Annotated in this window: 15 protein-coding genes; 3 read left to right on the forward strand and 12 right to left on the reverse strand. The window is 67.8% G+C overall.

Annotation, left to right across the window (positions count from 1 at the left end):
- Positions 1-13: 13 nt before the first annotated feature.
- The 7 genes from ptsP to AP428_RS11930 all read right to left on the reverse strand — a co-directional run bounded on the left by ptsP (position 14) and on the right by AP428_RS11930 (position 7,435).
- The gene (ptsP, locus tag AP428_RS11900; protein ID WP_027807186.1) at positions 14-1,786 is read right to left on the reverse strand and encodes a phosphoenolpyruvate--protein phosphotransferase; all 1,773 of its coding nucleotides are present in this window, start codon (positions 1,784-1,786) and stop codon (positions 14-16) included.
- Between the two features lie 201 nt (positions 1,787-1,987).
- Positions 1,988-2,257, reverse strand: coding sequence for an HPr family phosphocarrier protein (locus AP428_RS11905; protein WP_006477716.1), 270 nt, complete (start codon positions 2,255-2,257; stop codon positions 1,988-1,990).
- 74 nt (positions 2,258-2,331) lie between these two features.
- Positions 2,332-2,802, reverse strand: coding sequence for a PTS sugar transporter subunit IIA (locus AP428_RS11910; RefSeq protein ID WP_006477715.1), 471 nt, complete (start codon positions 2,800-2,802; stop codon positions 2,332-2,334).
- A 237-nt stretch (positions 2,803-3,039) separates the two neighbouring features.
- Entirely contained in the window at positions 3,040-3,996 is a 957-nt protein-coding gene (gshB, locus tag AP428_RS11915; protein ID WP_054928066.1) for a glutathione synthase, read from the reverse strand.
- Between the two features lie 27 nt (positions 3,997-4,023).
- Entirely contained in the window at positions 4,024-5,313 is a 1,290-nt protein-coding gene (gene gshA, locus AP428_RS11920; RefSeq protein ID WP_006477713.1) for a glutamate--cysteine ligase, read from the reverse strand.
- Positions 5,314-5,556: 243 nt separating this feature from the next.
- On the reverse strand, positions 5,557-7,059 hold the full coding sequence (locus AP428_RS11925) for an ammonium transporter (protein ID WP_006477712.1): 1,503 nt from the start codon (positions 7,057-7,059) through the stop codon (positions 5,557-5,559).
- A gap of 37 nt (positions 7,060-7,096) precedes the next feature.
- Entirely contained in the window at positions 7,097-7,435 is a 339-nt protein-coding gene (locus tag AP428_RS11930) for a P-II family nitrogen regulator (RefSeq protein WP_006398175.1), read from the reverse strand.
- Positions 7,436-7,790: 355 nt separating this feature from the next.
- Here AP428_RS11930 and AP428_RS11935 point away from each other — a divergent pair, with 355 nt between their 5' ends.
- Both AP428_RS11935 and AP428_RS11940 read left to right on the forward strand, forming a co-directional pair.
- The gene (locus tag AP428_RS11935) at positions 7,791-8,042 is read left to right on the forward strand and encodes an accessory factor UbiK family protein (RefSeq protein WP_006489451.1); all 252 of its coding nucleotides are present in this window, start codon (positions 7,791-7,793) and stop codon (positions 8,040-8,042) included.
- A gap of 261 nt (positions 8,043-8,303) precedes the next feature.
- Complete coding sequence (locus AP428_RS11940) at positions 8,304-9,908, forward strand: YifB family Mg chelatase-like AAA ATPase (RefSeq protein WP_054928067.1); 1,605 nt, start codon at positions 8,304-8,306, stop codon at positions 9,906-9,908.
- Positions 9,909-10,241: 333 nt separating this feature from the next.
- Here the strand turns inward: AP428_RS11940 and AP428_RS11945 are convergent, their stop codons facing one another.
- A complete protein-coding gene (locus AP428_RS11945; RefSeq protein ID WP_054928080.1) occupies positions 10,242-10,814 on the reverse strand; it encodes a hypothetical protein in 573 nt (190 codons plus the stop codon).
- Between the two features lie 157 nt (positions 10,815-10,971).
- Here AP428_RS11945 and AP428_RS11950 point away from each other — a divergent pair, with 157 nt between their 5' ends.
- Complete coding sequence (locus AP428_RS11950; RefSeq protein WP_006477707.1) at positions 10,972-11,508, forward strand: peroxiredoxin; 537 nt, start codon at positions 10,972-10,974, stop codon at positions 11,506-11,508.
- A 103-nt stretch (positions 11,509-11,611) separates the two neighbouring features.
- Here AP428_RS11950 and AP428_RS11955 read toward each other — a convergent pair whose 3' ends face one another.
- The 4 genes from AP428_RS11955 to AP428_RS11970 form a co-directional block, all read right to left on the reverse strand.
- Positions 11,612-12,964 (reverse strand): sigma-54 dependent transcriptional regulator, encoded by a 1,353-nt coding sequence (locus AP428_RS11955; RefSeq protein ID WP_054928068.1) that lies wholly within the window; start codon positions 12,962-12,964, stop codon positions 11,612-11,614.
- A gap of 87 nt (positions 12,965-13,051) precedes the next feature.
- Entirely contained in the window at positions 13,052-15,061 is a 2,010-nt protein-coding gene (locus AP428_RS11960; protein WP_054928069.1) for an ATP-binding protein, read from the reverse strand.
- A 4-nt stretch (positions 15,062-15,065) separates the two neighbouring features.
- Positions 15,066-16,358, reverse strand: coding sequence for a dicarboxylate/amino acid:cation symporter (locus tag AP428_RS11965; protein WP_006477705.1), 1,293 nt, complete (start codon positions 16,356-16,358; stop codon positions 15,066-15,068).
- 355 nt (positions 16,359-16,713) lie between these two features.
- Positions 16,714-18,399 carry a cation acetate symporter gene (locus AP428_RS11970; protein ID WP_011546292.1) on the reverse strand — a complete coding sequence of 562 codons (1,686 nt, stop codon included), beginning with the start codon at positions 18,397-18,399 and terminating at the stop codon, positions 16,714-16,716.
- Positions 18,400-18,409: the final 10 nt, after the last annotated feature.

Consider the following 18,409-nt stretch of genomic DNA (forward strand, 5'->3'; position numbering starts at 1 on the left):
ACGCCGAAAACGCCTACGCGGCCGCGTCCGCCCGCGGCTCGGCGACCGCCAGCCGCTGCAGCGCCGCCTGCACTTCCTCCGGCTCGAACGCGGCCAGCACGTCGGCCGTCGGCTTCTCGAGCGCCTTCAGGTGCGCGCGCAGGATCTCCTGCTTCACGACGAGCAACTGGCTCGGGTGCATCGAGAACTCGGTGAGCCCCATCCCGAGCAACAGGCGCGTGAGCGCCGGGTCGCCCGCCATCTCCCCGCACACCGACACCGACACGCCCGCGCGCTTCGCCTCGCGCAAGGTGTACGCGATCAGGTGCAGCACGGCCGGATGCAGCGGGTCGTACAGGTGCGCGACCGCGTTGTCGGCGCGATCGATCGCGAGCGTGTACTGGATCAGGTCGTTCGTGCCGATCGACAGGAAATCGAAGCGCTTCAGGAACAGCGGCAGCGCGATCGCCGCGGCCGGGATCTCGATCATCGCGCCGAGGCGCACGTTCGGATCGTATGCGAGCCCCGCGTCGTCGAGCTGCCGCTTCGCCTCGCGGATCAGGTCGAGCGTCTGGTCGATCTCCTGCGCGTGCGCGAGCATCGGGATCAGGATCTTCACCTGGCCGAACGCGGAGGCGCGCAGGATCGCGCGCAACTGCGTGAGGAACATCTGCGGCTCGGACAGGCTCCAGCGGATCGCGCGCAGCCCGAGCGCCGGGTTCGGCGCCGTTTCGTAGCCTTCGTCGAGCGCCTCGAGCGGTTTGTCGGCGCCGACGTCGATCGTGCGGATCGTCACCGGCATGCCCTTCATCCACTCGACGGCCCGCTTGTACGCGGCGAACTGCTCCTCCTCTTCCGGCATCTCCTTCTCGTGCATGAACAGGAACTCGGAGCGGAACAGGCCGACGCCGACCGCGCCGGCCTCGACGGCCGCCTTCGCGTCGTCGGGCAGCTCGATGTTCGCGTACAGGTCGATCTTCGTGCCGCACAGCGTTTGCGTCGGCGAGAACTTCAGGCGCTGCAGCTTGCGTTGCTCCAGCAGCTTCTCGGACTGGCGGTACGAATATTCCTCGAGGACGATCGGCGCCGGATCGACGATCACGATGCCCTGGTCGCCGTCGACGATGATCAGGTCGTCCTGGCGGATCAGCGAACTCGCATGCTGCACGCCGACCGCGGCCGGAATGCCGAGGCTGCGCGCGACGATCGCCGTGTGCGACGTGCGCCCGCCGAGATCGGTGACGAACGCCTGGAACGACTGCGTCTTGAACTGCATCATGTCGGCCGGCGCGATGTCGTGCGCGACGACGATCATGTCGTTCGTGCCGTTCCTGGCCGCGCCGTCGAGCGCCTGCGACGCGGACGGCGCACCGGCGAGCGCCTTCAGCACGCGCTCGACCACTTGCTCGATGTCGGCCTTGCGCTCGCGCAGGTATTCGTCCTCGATGTCGTCGAAATGGCGCGTCAGCAGTTCGAGCTGCTCGGTCAGCGCCCATTCGACGTTGTAGCGGCGCGTGCGGATCAGGTCGATGGTTTCCTGCACGAGCATCTCGTCGCTCAGGATCATCGTGTGGACGTCGATGAATGCACCGACTTCGCTCGGGGTGTCGTCGGTCAGGTCGGCGCGCAGCGCTTCGAGCTCGCGACGCACGACGTCGAGCGCCGTGCGGAATCGCTCCACTTCGGCGTCGGTCCGGTTGGCCTCGATCAGGTAATGGGCGACGTCGAGCGCCGCCGGCGCGATCAGATACGCTCGCCCGATCGCGATACCTCGTGAGACGGGAATGCCATGCAGCGTGAAGGACACGCGCACCTCCTCTGTACAAGTAAAGCCGCGGCACACTGCTGCGATGCGCTTATGACCCCGGTTAGCGATTATAAATTCCGCGACTCCCTGCTGACTGCATGCAGCGCAGCATTGCGCATTCCGCATCAATGCTTCCGACGAAAAAAATGCCGCGACATCCGCGGCATTCTGACTGGAAACGGCAATGATTCCGCGTGGCGATCACTGGCCTTCGCCGAACTTGTCGGCGATCAGCTTCAGCAGCGCGTCCATCGCTTCCCGCTCGTCGGGCCCTTCGGTCTCGATCGTCACGGTGCTGCCGATGCCGGCCGCCAGCATCATCACGCCCATGATGCTCTTCGCATTGATCTTGCGCCCGTTGCGTGTCATCCAGACTTCCGACTGGAAGTTGCCGGCCAGTTGCGTAAGCTTGGCCGATGCGCGTGCATGGAGCCCCAATTTATTGACGATGGTGGTTTCTTGTTGAAGCATGATTCTCGGTCGGGTCGGTCGAGGCCGCCGGCGACGGGCGTCGGCGGGTCAGTCTAAAACGGAAAACGGGGCGGTCAGTGCGATTCGGTGCGCGGCTGCGGTTCGGGCGGAATCGGCGCGCACTGGCCGCAGCCGGTTTCCGACGGCGGCGGCGGCGTGCCGGCCGACACCTCGTGGACACCCTTCGCGCCGCCGGACAGCGCCTTGTCGACCAGCTTGTCGAGCGGCACGGTGCGGTAGCAGACGGCCCGCACGAGCATCGGCAGGTTCACGCCGGCCAGCACGCGCACGTTGTCGAGCTTCGCGAGCTGGCCCGCGATGTTCGCGGGCGTCGCGCCATACATGTCGGTCAGCACGACCACGCCGTTCTCTTCCTTGAGCCGCGCGAGTTCCGCGTGCGCGAAGGCCATCACCTGGGCCGGATCGCTGTCCGCCGTCACGTCGATGCAGCCGATGCGGGCGGGCACGCCGCCGTAGATGTGCGCGATGCAGTCCCGCAGCGCGGTGGCGAGCGGAGCGTGCGCGATAATCAGGATTCCGGCCATGTCAGATCGCTCCCGGCCGCCCCTGGCGGGCCGATACCCCGCGGCGGGGCAATGAGCGTAGCGAGTGTGGGGAACGTTTCATGTTCAGCCTTGCAACAGTGTCGGCCCGACCGCCGGGCCTTCGGTGCGCCGATCACGGCACCGGGCAAGCGGGCATTGTAGCAGGCCGGTCAAGCTGCTCCGGCGACGGGGGACCTGCGCGGCCGCCGCCGGGGTTGCGCGGGAAACGGGTCGGGCCTACGCGGCCGCGCGCTCCAGCGCGTCAATGAACATCGCGGCGACGTCGAAGCCCGTCTGCTCCATGATCTCGCGGAAGCACGTCGGGCTCGTGACGTTCACCTCGGTCAGCCAGTCGCCAATCGCGTCGAGCCCGACCAGCAGCAGCCCGCGCGACGCCAGCACGGGCCCGAGCGTGTCGGCGATCTCGCGGTCGCGGGTCGTCAGCGGCTGCGCGACGCCGAGCCCGCCCGCGGCGAGATTGCCGCGCACCTCGCTGCCCTGCGGAATCCGCGCGAGCGAATACGGCACCGGCTCGCCGCCGATCAGCAGGATGCGCTTGTCGCCGGCCTTGATCTCGGGAATGAACTTCTGCGCCATCACCGAGCGCGTGCCGTCGTGGCTCAGCATCTCGACGATCGAGCCGAGGTTCATGCCGTCCGGCTTCACGCGGAACACGCCCATCCCGCCCATTCCGTCTAGCGGCTTCAGGATCACGTCGCCATGCTCGGCGTGGAACGCGCGCAACCGTTTCGCGTCGCGCGTGACGAGCGTCGGTGCGACGAACTGCGGAAACTCGCCGATCGCGAGCTTCTCCGAATGGTCGCGGATCGACTGCGCCTTGTTGAACACGCGCGCACCCGCACGCTCGGCCAGCTCGAGCAGCCACGTCGACGTCACGTACTCCATGTCGAACGGCGGGTCCTTGCGCATCAGCACCGCGCCGAACGATTCGAGACGGCGCGCGTCGACCGGGCCCGCTTCGAACCAGATGTCGCGATGCAGGTCGTCCAGCTCGCCGACGAACGTGATGCGCCGCACGTCGGCCTCGACGGCCGAGCCCGTCCAGGCGAGATGGCGCGGCTCGCACGCGTACACCGCATGCCCGCGCCGGGCGGCCTCCGCCATCATCGCGTAGGTCGAATCCTTGTAGATCTTGAAATGCTCGAGCGGGTCGGCGATAAAAAGAATGTCCATGCGGGTCCTGTACGTAGCGAAGGTCCGTTACACCTGGATGGCTTCGGGATCGGTCTTTTCCAGTTCGATCGACGACGCGATCAGCGACAGCCGCGCGACGACGCCGTACATGTAGAAACGGTTCGGCGGCGCGGCGCCCGGCTTGGCGCCTGCATCCGGCAGCGCGGTGTGCTCGAAGCCGAGCGGCACGTAGTGCATGCCGGGCGCGTTCAGGTTCTGGTCGCGCTCGCGGCCGCCGTGCGTGCGGTAGAAGCCGCCGACCACGTAGCGGTCGATCATGTACACGACGGGCTCGGCCACTTCGTCGCCGACGCGCTCGAACGTGTAGACGCCTTCCTGCACGATCACGTCGCGCACCGCGAGGCCGGCTTTCGATTCGGCCATCTGCGCGCGCTCGGCCTTCGTCATGCGGCCGATCTCCGCCGCGTCGTGCACGGTCATCACGCCACGGCCCGCGGTGCCCGCGTCGGCCTTCACGACGACGTACGGCTTCTCGCTGATCCCGTATTCGCGATACTTGCGCGCGATCTTCTTCAGCACGCCGTCGATCGCGTCGGCGAGCGCCTGCTCGCCTTCATGCGCCTGCCAGTCGACGCCTTCCACGTGCGCGAAATACGGATTCACCATCCACGGATCGACGCCGACCATCTTCGCGAACTTCTTCGCGACGTCGTCGTAGCACGAGAAATGCGTCGACTTGCGGCGCACGGCCCAGCCCGCGTGCAGCGGCGGCAGCAGGTACTGCTCGTGCAGGTTCTCCAGCACGGCCGGAATGCCGGCCGACAGGTCGTTGTTCAGCAGGATCGAGCACGGATCGAAATTCTTCAGGCCGAGGCGGCGCTGCGAACGCTCGAGCGGCTCGAGCACGATCTTCTGGCCGTCGGCCAGCGTGATCGGCGTCATGTCGGTGATGCTCGGGTCGAGCGAGCCGAAGCGCACGTTCAGGCCGGCCTGGCGCATGATCGTCGCGAGGCGCGCGACGTTTTCCAGGTAGAACGCGTTGCGGGTCGGCAGCTCGGGAATCACGAGCAGATTCTTCGCGTCCGGGCAGATCTTCTCGATCGCGGCCATCGCGGCCTGCACGGCGAGCGGCAGCACTTCGGACGGCAGATTGTTGAACGCGCCGGGAAACAGGTTCGCGTCGACGGGCGCCAGCTTGAAGCCGGCATTGCGCAGGTCCACCGAACAATAGAACGGCGGGGTGTGTTCCTGCCATTCGAGCCTGAACCAGCGTTCGATCGCAGGCGTCGCGTCGAGGATCTTCTGCTCGAGTTCGAGCAGCGGACCGTTCAACGCGGTAACGAGGTGGGGAACCATGAATCACTCGCGAGCGGGAGAATGAAGATTGTAGAGCAATTGCCTTGCCCATTTGGGGATTGTTCCCGGCTTCGCAAGGATATCGAGGAACTTTTCGGCTATTGACCCGATAGAGTGAAGGGTTATCCGCTACGGCAGCGGGTGACAGGAGAAAAAAAGCCCGCCGGGTAGGCGGGCCGAAGTCGCTGCGCTCATTCGGGGCGGGCGCCGTCGTCGCGGCGGCCCGCCGTTGATTCGTGTGACTTATTCCACGTGCTCGCCGTGCAGGATCACGTCGAGACCTTCGCGCTCTTCCTCTTCGGTCACGCGCAGGCCGATCGTCAGGTCGATCAGCTTCAGCAGCACGAAGCTCAGCACGCCGCTGTAGACCAGCGTGATCAGCACGCCCTTGGCCTGCAGCAGCAGGCTGCCGTCGAAGCCGCCGATGTCCTTGACCGCGAATACGCCCGTCAGCAGCGCGCCGAGAATCCCGCCGATGCCGTGCACGCCGAACGCGTCGAGCGAATCGTCGTAGCCGAGCTTGGACTTGAGCCAGGTAGCCGACCAGAAGCAGACGACGCCCGCCGCGATACCGATCACCAGTGCGCCCGCCACGCCGACGAAACCGGCGGCCGGCGTGATCGCCACGAGACCCGCGACCGCGCCCGACACGATGCCGAGCACCGACGGCTTGCCCTTCGCGATCCACTCGGCAAACATCCAGCCGAGCGCCGCGCAGGCGGTCGCCACTTGCGTGGTCAGCATCGCGAAGCCGGCACGGCCGTCGGCCGCGACCGCGGAGCCCGCGTTGAAGCCGAACCAGCCGACCCACAGCATCGAGCCACCGATCATCGTCAGCACCAGGTTGTGCGGCGCCATCGATTCACGGCCGTAGCCGACGCGCTTGCCGAGCACGAGGCACGACACGAGGCCCGCGATACCGGCGTTGATGTGCACCACCGTGCCGCCCGCGAAGTCGAGCACGCCGTCGGCCGACAGCCAGCCGGTCGGCTCCCACACCATGTGCGCGATCGGCACATAGACGATCAGCGACCAGAGCGTCATGAACACGAGCATCGCCGAGAACTTCATCCGGTCGGCGAACGCGCCGCAGATCAGAGCCGGCGTGATGATCGCGAACGTCATCTGGTAGACGAAGTAGACCGATTCCGGAATCGTCGACGCGAGATGGCTGACGGTCAGCGTCGTCGCCTTGTCGCCCTTGATGTAGTTCATGCCGTGTAGGAACGCACGCGACAGGCCGCCGATGAAGCCGTTGCCCGGCGTGAACGCGAGGCTGTAGCCGACCACCGTCCACAGCACCGTGATCACCGCGGTGATCGCGAAGCTCTGCATCACGGTCGCGAGCACGTTCTTCTTGCGGACCATGCCCGCGTAGAACAGCGCGAGGCCGGGGATCGTCATGAACAGCACGAGCGCGGTGGACGTCAGCATCCATGCCGTGTCGCCCGCGCTGATCTTCGACGAATCGACCGAGAACGGGGCGGTCGGCGCGGCCGGGGCGGCCGGCGCGGACGCGGCGGCGGCAGCCGATGCGTCGGCCGTGCCCGAAGCCGGTGCGGCAGCGGCGGATGCGTCGGCGGCCGGCGCCGATGCGGCCGGTGCAGCGGCAGCCGACGCGTCGGAAGCGGTGGCGGCGGGCGCGGAAGCTGCCGCGGCGGACGCCGCGTCGTCGGCGAGCGCGGAGCCGACGCCGGTCGCGATCAGCGAACCGGCCATCAGCAGGGACATCAGAAGTTTTCGCATCTTGGGTTTCCTCTTGTCGCTTGTCTTGTCTGTTCTGTTACAGCGCGTCCGCGCCTGTCTCCCCGGTGCGAATCCGGATCACCTGTTCGATCGGCGTGACGAAGATCTTGCCGTCGCCGATCTTGCCGGTGCGCGCGGCCCGCTCGATCGCTTCCACCGCCTGGTCGACGAGATCGTCGGACACGGCCGCCTCGATCTTCATCTTCGGCAGGAAATCGACCACGTATTCGGCGCCGCGGTACAGCTCGGTGTGCCCCTTCTGGCGCCCGAACCCTTTCACCTCCGTCACCGTGATGCCGGAGACGCCAAGCGCCGACAGCGCCTCGCGCGTCTCATCGAGCTTGAACGGCTTGATGATTGCGGTAATGAGTTTCATGAAGTCCTCTCGCTGGGTTGTCCCGTCGAATGAGTTGGAATGTTGTAACGGACTCTTCTCAGCAACTCGCATGCCATGTTGGCCCGAACACCGTCTCGAACGGCTCCGGAACGGGGTCGCATCCCGCGATGTAAGGCGCAAAAGCCCGGCCGAATGGCCAACATGGCCCGGTTTGCTGGCGCGGCGAAAGGATCGTTGCTAGAGTGCACGCACGTCCCGGATCGCCGGGCCATTCACCCATGCGGGCGCCATGCCCGGAATTCGCGCCCCGCGCGCACCATTTCCGGTCATGCGTGCATCATGGGCACGTACGCAACTGAAGATGCACATTTTTTGTGCAAGGAAGGGGAATCACATGAAGCAACCCAGCGACGTTTTCAACGATCTGCAGTCGCGCGTCAGCGATTTGCTGAAAAACTCGCCGGCCAAGGACGTCGAGCGCAACGTGAAGGCCATGCTGTCGCAAGGCTTCTCGAAGCTCGATCTCGTCACGCGCGAGGAATTCGACACCCAGGCGCAGGTGCTCGCCCGCACCCGCGTGCGCCTCGAGGAACTCGAAAAGCGCGTCGCCGAACTCGAGCAGAAGCTCGCGGCCCCGCAGGCCTGACGCTCTACCCGGGTGCGGGCCGCGTCGTGCGGCCCGCATCCGCCACCGTCCGCCACGCTTCGTCGTCCGTCGTTCTTCGCTGCACCCCGCTCTTCGCTGCATCCCCGCTCTTCGCAGTCCATCGCTCTTCGCAGTTCGTCGTTCCGCAACACCTCGTTCTTTCCCCGCGCCACGCCGGCAAGCGCGCACCCGATTCCTCCGATTCCCGCGGCATGCGGCCCCCAACGGCTGTCGTCCGCCTGCTTTTACAGGAGCCTCGCCATGTCGCTCGCCGTGGTGCGCAGTCGCGCGCCCGCCTCCGGCCGCGCGCCGGACGTCACCGTCGAAGTCCATCTCGCCAACGGGTTGCCGTCGTTCTCGATCGTCGGCCTGCCCGATCTCGAAGTCCGCGAAAGCCGCGAGCGCGTGCGCGCCGCGCTGCAGAACTGCGGGTTCGAATTCCCGGTGCGCCGCATCACCGTCAATCTCGCGCCGGCCGATCTGCCAAAGGAGTCGGGCCGCTTCGATTTGCCGATCGCGCTCGGCATCCTCGCCGCGAATGGCCAGATCCCGGCCGACGCGCTGGCCGGCCGCGAATTCGCCGGTGAGCTGTCGCTGACGGGCGCACTGCGGCCGATGCGCGGCGCGTTCGCGATGGCGTGCGGCGCCGCGCGGGATTGGCGTGCGGAGGAATCCGGCGCGGGCCTCGCCGGCGGCCCGGGCCTGGATGCCGGCGAGACGCGCGCTTGCACCGCGACGTCGCGCTCGCCCGAGTTGTACTTGCCGCTCGACAGCGCCGCCGAGGCCGCGCTCGTGCCGGGCGTGACCGTATTCGGTGCACGCGACCTGCCCGCGCTGTGCGCGCACCTCGCCGATGCGCCGGACGGGCGGCTCGCGCCGGTCGCGGCGCCCTGCCTCGACGGCCTGCCGGCACCCGCCGCGCCCGACCTCGCGGACGTCGTCGGCCAGCGCGGCGCCCGGCGCGCGCTGGAAGTCGCGGCCGCGGGCGGCCATCACATGCTGATGGTCGGCCCGCCCGGCGCCGGCAAGTCCATGCTGGCCGCGCGCCTCGCGGGGCTGCTGCCGCCGCTGACCGACGACGAGGCGCTGACCTCGGCCGCGCTGCTGTCCGCGAGCCGGCTCGGCTTCTCGCCCGCGCAGTGGCGCCGCCGGCCGTTCCGCGCGCCGCACCACTCGTCGAGCGCCGCCGCGCTGGTGGGCGGCCGCAATCCGCCGCAGCCGGGCGAAATCACGCTTGCGCACCTTGGCGTGCTGTTTCTCGACGAACTGCCGGAATTCGACCGGCACGTGCTGGAAATGCTGCGCGAGCCGCTGGAAGCCGGCCGCATCACGATCTCGCGCGCGGCCCAGCAGGCCGACTTCCCCGCCGCATGCCAGCTGATCGCCGCGATGAATCCGTGCCCGTGCGGCTGGCATGGCGATCCGTCCGGGCGCTGCCGCTGCTCGCCGGACGTGGCCGCCCGCTATCTGCGCAAGCTGTCGGGGCCGCTGCTCGATCGCATCGACATCCAGATCGATCTGCCCGCGCTGTCGCCGGCGGAACTCGCGACCCGCGCGACGGCGCCCGGCGAACCGAGCGCGTCGGTGGCCGCCCGGGTTGCGCAAGCGCGTGCGCTGCAGCTCGCTCGGCAGGGCAAGACGAATCACATGCTGAGCGGCCGCGAAACCGACGACCTGTGCCGGCCCACCGACGAAGGTGAGCGATTGCTGCGCGAGGCCGGCGAGCGCTTCGGGTGGTCGGCGCGCGCGTATTTCCGCGTGCTGAAAGTCGCGCGGACGATCGCCGACCTGGCCGGCGACCCGTTGCCGACGGCCGCGCAGATCGCCGAGGCGATCCGCTACCGGCGTGCGCTGACGGCGCTGTAAGCGCGCTGGGAGGACAAAATCAGGCTGTCAAGACTTGACTTATGCACAATTCCCCTAATCCGGCCCCGGATCGCGGCTCGCCGCGGCCTTTGCCGGACGGAATGCGTATCCCGTTGTTTTGATTGATTTTTCTCAAAGGGCGAATGGGCGACCAAACGAGCCGGAGGGCCGTCCGGCGCGGCTTTGCGGGAAATCCGTGCGACTTTTCAACAAAGTTATCCACATGCGCTGTGGATAGCCGAAAAACCCTCGCAAAATCCGGTGATTAGCGTCGAAAGCTGCGAATGAACTTTCAGTTGCCGTTGCCTGTCGGAGCGCCCTCGCCGGCCGTCGTCAATCGAGTTTGAACGAGCCGAAAAACTGGTCCAGCTGCTCCTGCGCGAGCGGCCCGTCGGCGATCACGACGGCCTGGTACGCGTGCCGGCCGCGCGCGGCAAGCCGCGCGACGATCGTCTTGCGCGCGCGATCGCCGCCGGCGGCGGCCCCCGCGATACGCAGTTCGAGCCCGTTCACCGCGCCGCCGGCGGCGAGCGGCACGGGCACCGCGGCCGTCTGCGGCGCGCCGTCGAGGTTGCGCGACAGCCCCGCGCGCAGGAAGTCGAGTGCCGTGCGGCGCGTGTCGTCGCGGTCGTCCGGCAGCGTCAGCGTGCCGACCGCGAACACCGCGCCGTCGACGTGCGCGGCCTGCATCCGCATCGGCATCGACGTGCCGCCGAGCGCCACCGGCTGCTCCTCGACGGTCGGCTTCGCCGGCAGGTCGATCGTGTAGCCGGCATCGTTGTGCAGCGTGCGCCAGTCGTACGACGGCGAGCACGCGGCCAGCGCTGCGCTCACGCAGGCCAGCGCGGCGAAGTGTCGCAGCGGGCGAAAAAGGGGGCGCAACGAATCGATGACTTCCTTCGGCATGGCGTGGATCGCGGCAGGCAAAGCGGCCATTATCCGCCGAACCTGAAAACCGGGATGCGAGGCCGCCGCCGGTGCACACGCCGCATTCGCGCTAAAATGAGCGCCGAATTTCGACGTCCTTTGCATCGATCCGCGTCATCGACTCCGAGAGCACCAGATGAACACCACGCCTCCCGCCCGCCGCAGTACCGGCCCCGTCCGCTATATCGTCGCGGCCGCCGTCGTCGCGGCGATCGCCGTCGCCGGCTTCTTCGCGTTCAACGGCAAGTCCAGCGTGCCGGACGCGACCTTCACGCTGCTGTCGGGCCAGAAGGTCTCGACCGGCGGCGACCTGAAGGGCAAGGTCTATCTGGTGAATTTCTGGGCGACCAGTTGCGCGACCTGCATGCAGGAAATGCCGCAGATGGTCGATACCTACAATCGCTTCAAGGGTCAGGGGCTGGAATTCGTCGCGGTCGCGATGAACTACGATCCGCCGATGTACGTCGCGAACTACGCGCAGACGCGCCAGTTGCCGTTCAAGGTCGCGCTCGACGACGGCAGCGTCGCGAAGCAGTTCGGCAACGTGCAACTCACGCCGACGACCTTCGTCGTCGACAAGGACGGCAAGATCCTGAAGCGCTACGTCGGCGCGCCGCAATTCGCGGAACTCGACGCGCTGCTCAAGAAGGCGCTCGACGGCAACGCGGCCTGAGCGCCGCCGAATCGGATTCGAAGGGGCGCGCACCGCACCGCCTCTTTCGGTAAAACAACGGACCGCATGACCGGGCACCCCGGTTCCGCGGTCCGTTTGCTTTTCAGCGCTCGGTTTCGCCTTTCGCCGACAGCCCGTAGCGCTTCATCTTCTCGTACAGCGTCGCCTTGCCGACATGCAGCCGGTCGGCCGTCGCGGCGACCGCGCCGCCCGTCTGGTTCAGCGCCTCGGCGATCACCGCGCGCTCGAACTGCTCGATGCGCTCCTTCAGCGTCTGGTCGTTGTCGGCGTCGTCGCCCGCGCCCGTTTCCGGCGGCATGTCGGCCACGCCGAGCACGAAGCGGTCGGCCGCATTGCGCAGCTCGCGCACGTTGCCCGGCCAGTCGCGCTGCATCAGGCTCGCGCGCTGCCGGTCGGTCAGCACCGGCGCGGGCCGCCCGTAGCGCACGGCCGCATCGAGCATGAAGTGCTCGAACAGCGGCACGATGTCCTCGCGGCGCTCGGCGAGCGGCGGCAGCGCGATCGTCACGACGTTGAGCCGGTACAGCAGGTCGCGCCGGAACGTGCCGGCCGCGACGAGTTCGCTCATGTCGCCCTTCGCAGCGGCGACCACGCGGCAGTTCACGCGGATCGGCTGGTTCGAGCCGAGCCGTTCCAGCACACCGTCCTGCAGCACGCGCAACAGCTTCACCTGCAGCGCGAGTGGCATGCTTTCGATTTCGTCGAGGAACAGCGTGCCGCCGGACGCGTATTCGAGCTTGCCGACGCGCCGCTTCGCCGCGCCGGTGAACGCCCCGGGCTCGTAGCCGAACATCTCCGACTCGAACATCGGCTCGGGCAGCGCGCCGCAATTGACCGCGATGAACGGCTTGTCGCGGCGCGGCGACAGCTCGTGCAGGCTGCGCGCGATCAGTTCCTTGCCGGCGCCCGTGTCGCCGTTGATCAGCACCGACGCGTCGGTCGGCGCGACGTTCGCGATCAGTTTGCGCACCTGCTCGATCGCGGGGCTGCGGCCGATGATGCGCGGCGCGACCACGTTCTGCCCGGCCAGCTCGCGCCGCAGCGCGTGGTTCTCGAGCACGAGCTCGCGGCGCTCGAGCGCGCGGCGCACCGTCTCGATCAGGCGCTCGGCCGCGAACGGTTTTTCGATGAAATCGTACGCGCCGTCGCGCATCGCCTGGACGGCCATCGAGATGTCGCCGTGCCCGGTGACGAGAATCACCGGCACGTCGGGCACACGCTCGCGGCACTGCGCGAGCACGTCGAGCCCGCTCGCGCCGGGCAGCCGGATGTCGCTGACGATCACGCCGGCGGTATCCGCGACGATCGCCTTCTCGGCCGCCTCGGCCGACTCGAAGCCGGCGACGTCGAAGCCCGCCAGTTGAAGGCTCTGCACGCTCGCCCGGCGCACGAGCGCATCGTCTTCGATATAGATCACTTGCAGCCGGTTGGCCATCTTGGTCACTTGCTCCTGACAGGCCGCGCGGCGCTGGTGCGTGCGGCTCTCGTTGATCCCGGTCGTTCGTCGACCGGCCTGTTCACGCTAATGCGAGCCCGCCGGCTCGGACACGGAGTCCGGATGATGCGTGCGGGCGCGCCGCAGCGTCAAGACGAACAGCGCGCCGCCCGATGGTGCGTTGCGCGCGGTCAGCGCGCCGCCCGCGTCACTCGCGATCGACGACGAGATCGCGAGGCCGAGCCCGAGCCCGCGCCCCATTTCCTTGGTCGTGAAGAACGGCTCGAACAGGCGCGGCAGCAGATCGGGCGCAATGCCGGAGCCGTTGTCGCGCACCTCGACCGAGAGTGTCGCGGCCGACACCGCGATCGTCACCTCGATGGCCGGCGCCGCGACGCCGGCCACCGCGTCGAGCGCGTTGCCGAGCAGGTTGATCAGCACCTGTTCGAGGCGCAGATCCTCGCAGCGCGCGACGAGTTCGGGATAGTCGCGCGCCAGGTCGAGCGGCGCGTCGTGCGCGGGCGACACGGTCGCGTCCTGCAGCGTCAGCGTGAGCGCGACGCCGCGCAGGCGCTCGCCGAGCAGCGACAGCACGCTGCGCAGCGCGCGCACGACGAGTGCCCGCTCGTTGCGCGGCTTCGCTCGGCCGACGAACAGCTTCAGCTGGTTGGTGATCTTGCCCATCCGCTCGGTGAGCGCGGCGATCGCCTCGAGATTCTCGCGCGCGGCGGCCTGCTCGCCGCGATCGAGCAACACGCGCGTGTTGTCCGAGAAGCTGCGCAGCGCCGCGAGCGGCTGGTTCAGCTCATGCGTGATGCCGGCCGCCATCTGGCCGAGCGCGGCGAGCTTGCTCGCCTGGATCAGTTCGTCGTGCGCGGCGCGCAGCTCCTGCTCCGCGCGAATCCGGTCGCCGACTTCCTTCTGCAACTGCTCGTTCGCTTCAGACAAATCGGCCGTACGCTCCTCGACGCGCCGGTTCAGCTCCGCGTACGCCTGCTGCAGCAGCGCGCGACCGCGGATCATCTCGCGCACGCGGGCGCGGCGCATCCGCCAGTAGAACGCCAGGAGCGCGACCGACACGAAGCCGAAACCGGTGACGATCGTCGCGTTGCGCGCATCGGCGTCGACCGGTGCGAGCGGCGCGAGCGTGACGAGCAGCCAGTCGGGCTCGCCGATCCGCCGCTTGCTGGCGAGGAAGCGCGGCGCGCGCCGGCCGGCGCCGAGGCGCACGATTTCCGCGTCGGCGCCGAGCGTCTGCTCGACGCGCAGCGGCAGCGGCGTGACCGGTTGCTGCGCGTACTGGCGCGTTTCGTAGATCGACGCGGCGACCGGCCCCGTGAGCGGGCGCAGTGTGTGGTACTTCCACGCGGGCACCGACGACAGGAACACGACGCCGTGATCGTCCACGACGACGAGCGGCTCGGACGCGTCGGCGCCCTGGAACCATTCGAGGTTGAGCTTCACGACGACGACGCCCGCGATCTTGCCGTCGCGCCACACGGGCTGCGAGATGTAGTAACCGGGATCGCGCGAGATCGTGCCGATCCCGAAGAAGCGGCCGACCTGGCCGTTCATCGCGTCGAGGAAATACGGGCGGAAACGGTATTCGATCCCGACGAAGCTGTCGGGCGCGCGCCAGTTGCTGGCGGCGACGCACAGGCCGTCCGCACCGATCACGTAGGTGACGGTCGCGTGCGCGTGTTCGTTGAGGTCTTCGAGATAGCGGTTGACGCGGGCGGTGTAGTCGCCGCGCTTCGGGTCGGCGAGCAGATCCTGCACGTACGGATGGCTGCCGAGCAGATAAGGCAGCGATTCGTAGCGGTCGAGTGTGCTCTTGAGCGCGCTGGTGGTGCGGTCGACCCGCACCGCGGCATTGCGCTGCAGCTCGGCGACGCCGCGCTGCCAGGTGATCGTCCACGTCAGCGCGCACGCCGCGACGAGCGCGGCGGCGAGCACGACGAGGATGAGCAGGCGGCGCGTCACGGTCGAGGCTTCCTGGCGATGCGGATCGCCTATTGTGTCATAGGCCTCCGCCTCGATGCCCCGGCCGCCGCGGGCCGCACGGCCGGCGGGCGGTGCCGCCGCCTGCTCCTTCATGACGTCAGACGCCGGCCGTCGTCTCGGTCGGCGCGACTTCGCCGCCGCCCTTCAGCGCCTGGCGCAGCTTGTTGCGGTCGAGCTCCTTCTCCCATGCCGACACGACGACCGTCGCTACGCCGTTGCCGACGATGTTGGTCAGCGCACGGCATTCGCTCATGAAGCGGTCGATGCCGAGGATCAGCACCATGCCCGACAGCGGGATCGTCGGCACGACGGCCAGCGTCGCGGCCAGCGTGATGAAGCCCGCGCCGGTCACGCCGCTCGCGCCCTTCGACGTCAGCATCGCGACGGCCAGCAGCGTGAGCTGCTGCATCCACGTCAGCTCGATGTTGGTCGCCTGCGCGATGAACAGCACGGCCATCGTCATGTAGATGTTGGTGCCGTCGAGGTTGAACGAGTAGCCGGTCGGCACGACGAGGCCGACGACCGAACGCGAGCAGCCGGCCTTCTCGAGCTTTTCCATCAGCTGCGGCAGCGCGGCTTCCGACGAGCTCGTGCCGAGCACGATCAGCAGCTCTTCCTTGATGTACGACACGAAGCGGATGATCGAGAAGCCGGTGAAGCGCGCGATCGCGCCGAGCACGACCAGCACGAACACGACCGACGTCAGGTAGAACGTGCCGATCAGCTTGAGCAGCGGCACCAGCGAGCCGACGCCGTACTTGCCGATCGTGAACGCCATCGCGCCGAACGCGCCGATCGGGGCCAGCTTCGTGACGATGTGCACGATGCCGAACAGCACGCGCGTCAGGCCGTCGATGAAGTCGGTGACCACACGGCCGCGCTCGCCGAGGTGCGCGAGCACGCTGCCGAACAGCAGCGCGATCAGCAGGATCTGCAGGATTTCGCCCTGCGCGAACGCGTCGACCATCGTGTTCGGGATGATGTGCATCAGGAAGTCGACCGTCGACTGCCCGTGCGCCTTCGCCGCGTACGACGCGACGGCCTTGCCGTCGAGCGTCGCCGGATCGATGTTGAAGCCGACGCCCGGACGCAGCAGGTGCGTGGCCGCGAGGCCGAGCAGCAGCGCGAAGGTCGACACGATCTCGAAGTACAGCAGCGCCTTGCCGCCGACGCGGCCGACCTTCTTCATGTCCTCCATGCCGGCGATGCCGGTGACGACCGTACAGAAGATGATCGGGCCGATCACCATCTTGATCAGCTTGATGAACCCGTCGCCGAGCGGCTTCATGTCGGTGGCGATCGATGGGTAGAAGTGGCCGAGGATCACGCCGACGATGATGGCGAAAATCACCTGCACATAGAGCACTTTGTAGAAGGGTTTCTTCTTCACGATGGTTCCTGCTGAAGTAGATGAGCCGTGGAAACGGCGTCACGCGCGCAGGCGAATGTCTCAGGGGAAAGGCATTCACCCGCGCGGCTGCCGTGCCGCAACAAGCGATGCCTCAGGACATCCGGAGGGGGAGGAAGGCATTGGTCATCGGTTGTCTCCTTGCTTGCTGTAGTAGTTCGGCCGGGGGATGGCCGTGCGCTTTATATCGCAAGGTCGATGCCAGGTTTCCGGAACCCCTCAAGCCGTTGTTTTCATTGTATTTCCCATAATGCGGCAGGCAAGGAAATCCGGGATTCCGGATTTCCGGAAAATATCCGTCCAGCGATCCGGACGGATGCGTCGTTCATCAGAGGAATCAGTGCTGCACGGCCTCGCCGGCCAGCAGGCCGGTCTGCGCGTAGAACTCCTGCTGCGCGAACGCGTCGCGCTCGCGGCGTGCGCGCTCCCCGCGATCCGCAAGCGAACCGACCACGATCCCGACGAACGCGAGCGGCACCGACACGAGCGCCGGGTTGTCGAGGAACACCGCCGCGTGCGCGTGGTGCAGCACGTCGACCCACACCGACTTCGACAACACCGTGAGCGCGACCGCCGACACGAGGCCGAGACCGCCGCCGAGCACCGCGCCGCGGGTCGTCATCCCGCGCCAGAAGATCGACATCGCGAGCACCGGGAAATTGGCGCTCGCGGCCACCGCCGCGACGAGCCCGACCATGAATGCGACGTTCACGTGCTCGAACAGGATCGACAGCGCGATCGCGACGGCCGACAGCCCGATCGTCGCCGCGCGCGAGATGCGCATCTCGAGCCGTTCGTCGGGCTTGCCGCGCGCCCACATCTGCGCATACAGGTCGTGCGAGATCGTCGTCGCGCCGGCGAGCGTCAGGCCCGCGACCACCGCGAGGATCGTCGCGAACGTGACGGCCGCGATGAACCCGTAGAACCAGTTGCCGCCCACTGCCTGCGCGAGCTTCACCGCGACCATGTTGGAGCCGCCGAGCAGGTCGTGCGTCAGGTTGAACGTGCCGTTCGCGCCGAGCCGGAAGAATTCCGGATGCTGCGCGAGCAGCACGATCGCCGAGAAGCCGATCACGAAGGTCAGCAGGTAGAAGTAGCCGATGAAGCCGGTCGCGTACAGCACCGACTTGCGCGCCTCCTTCGCGTTCGGCACCGTGAAGAAGCGCATCAGGATGTGCGGGAAGCCGGCCGTGCCGAACATCAGCGCGATGCCGAGCGACAGCGCGTTGGCCGGGTCGCGGATCAGCTTGCCGGGCCCCATGATCGACAGCGCGCCCGGATGCACGGCCACCGCGCGGCGGAACATCGTGTCGACGCTGAAGCCGAATTCGCCGAGCGCGAGCCACGCGAGCAGCGTCGCGCCGCACAGCAGCAGCACGGCCTTGATCACCTGCACCCAGGTGGTCGCGGTCATCCCGCCGAAGAACACGTAGACGACCATCAGCACGCCGACGATCAGCTCGGCCGTGCCATACGACAGCCCGAACAGCAGCTGGATCAGCTTGCCGGCGCCGACCATCTGCACGACGAGGTACAGCACGACGATCGTCAGCGCGTTCGCCGAGGTCAGCAGCCGGATCGGCCGCTGCGCGAAGCGGTACGCGACGACGTCGACGAACGTGAACTTGCCGAGGTTGCGCAGCGGTTCGGCGATCAGGAACATCACGAATGGCCAGCCGACCAGGAAGCCGATCGAGTAGATCAGCCCGTCGAAGCCGAACATGAACACCATCCCGGACAGCCCGAGGAACGACGCGGCCGACATGTAGTCGCCCGCGATCGCGAGCCCGTTCTGCAGCCCGGTGATGCCGCCGCCGGCCGTGTAGAAGTCGCGCGTCGAGCGCGTGCGGCGCGCGGCCCAGCGCGTGAGCGCGAGCGTCGCGAACACGAACGCGAAGAACATCCCGATCGCGACCGGGTTCAGCTCGACCTTGTCGGGCATCGGGCCGGCGATGCCGGTCGCATGGGCGGTGGAGGAAACGAGAACGGTCAGCGCGCCGAGCGCGCGCGAAATGCGTCGCATGCGGGCCTCC

The organism is Burkholderia sp. E168m22 (assembly GCF_001319805.1).
GTDB lineage: Bacteria > Pseudomonadota > Gammaproteobacteria > Burkholderiales > Burkholderiaceae > Burkholderia > Burkholderia orbicola.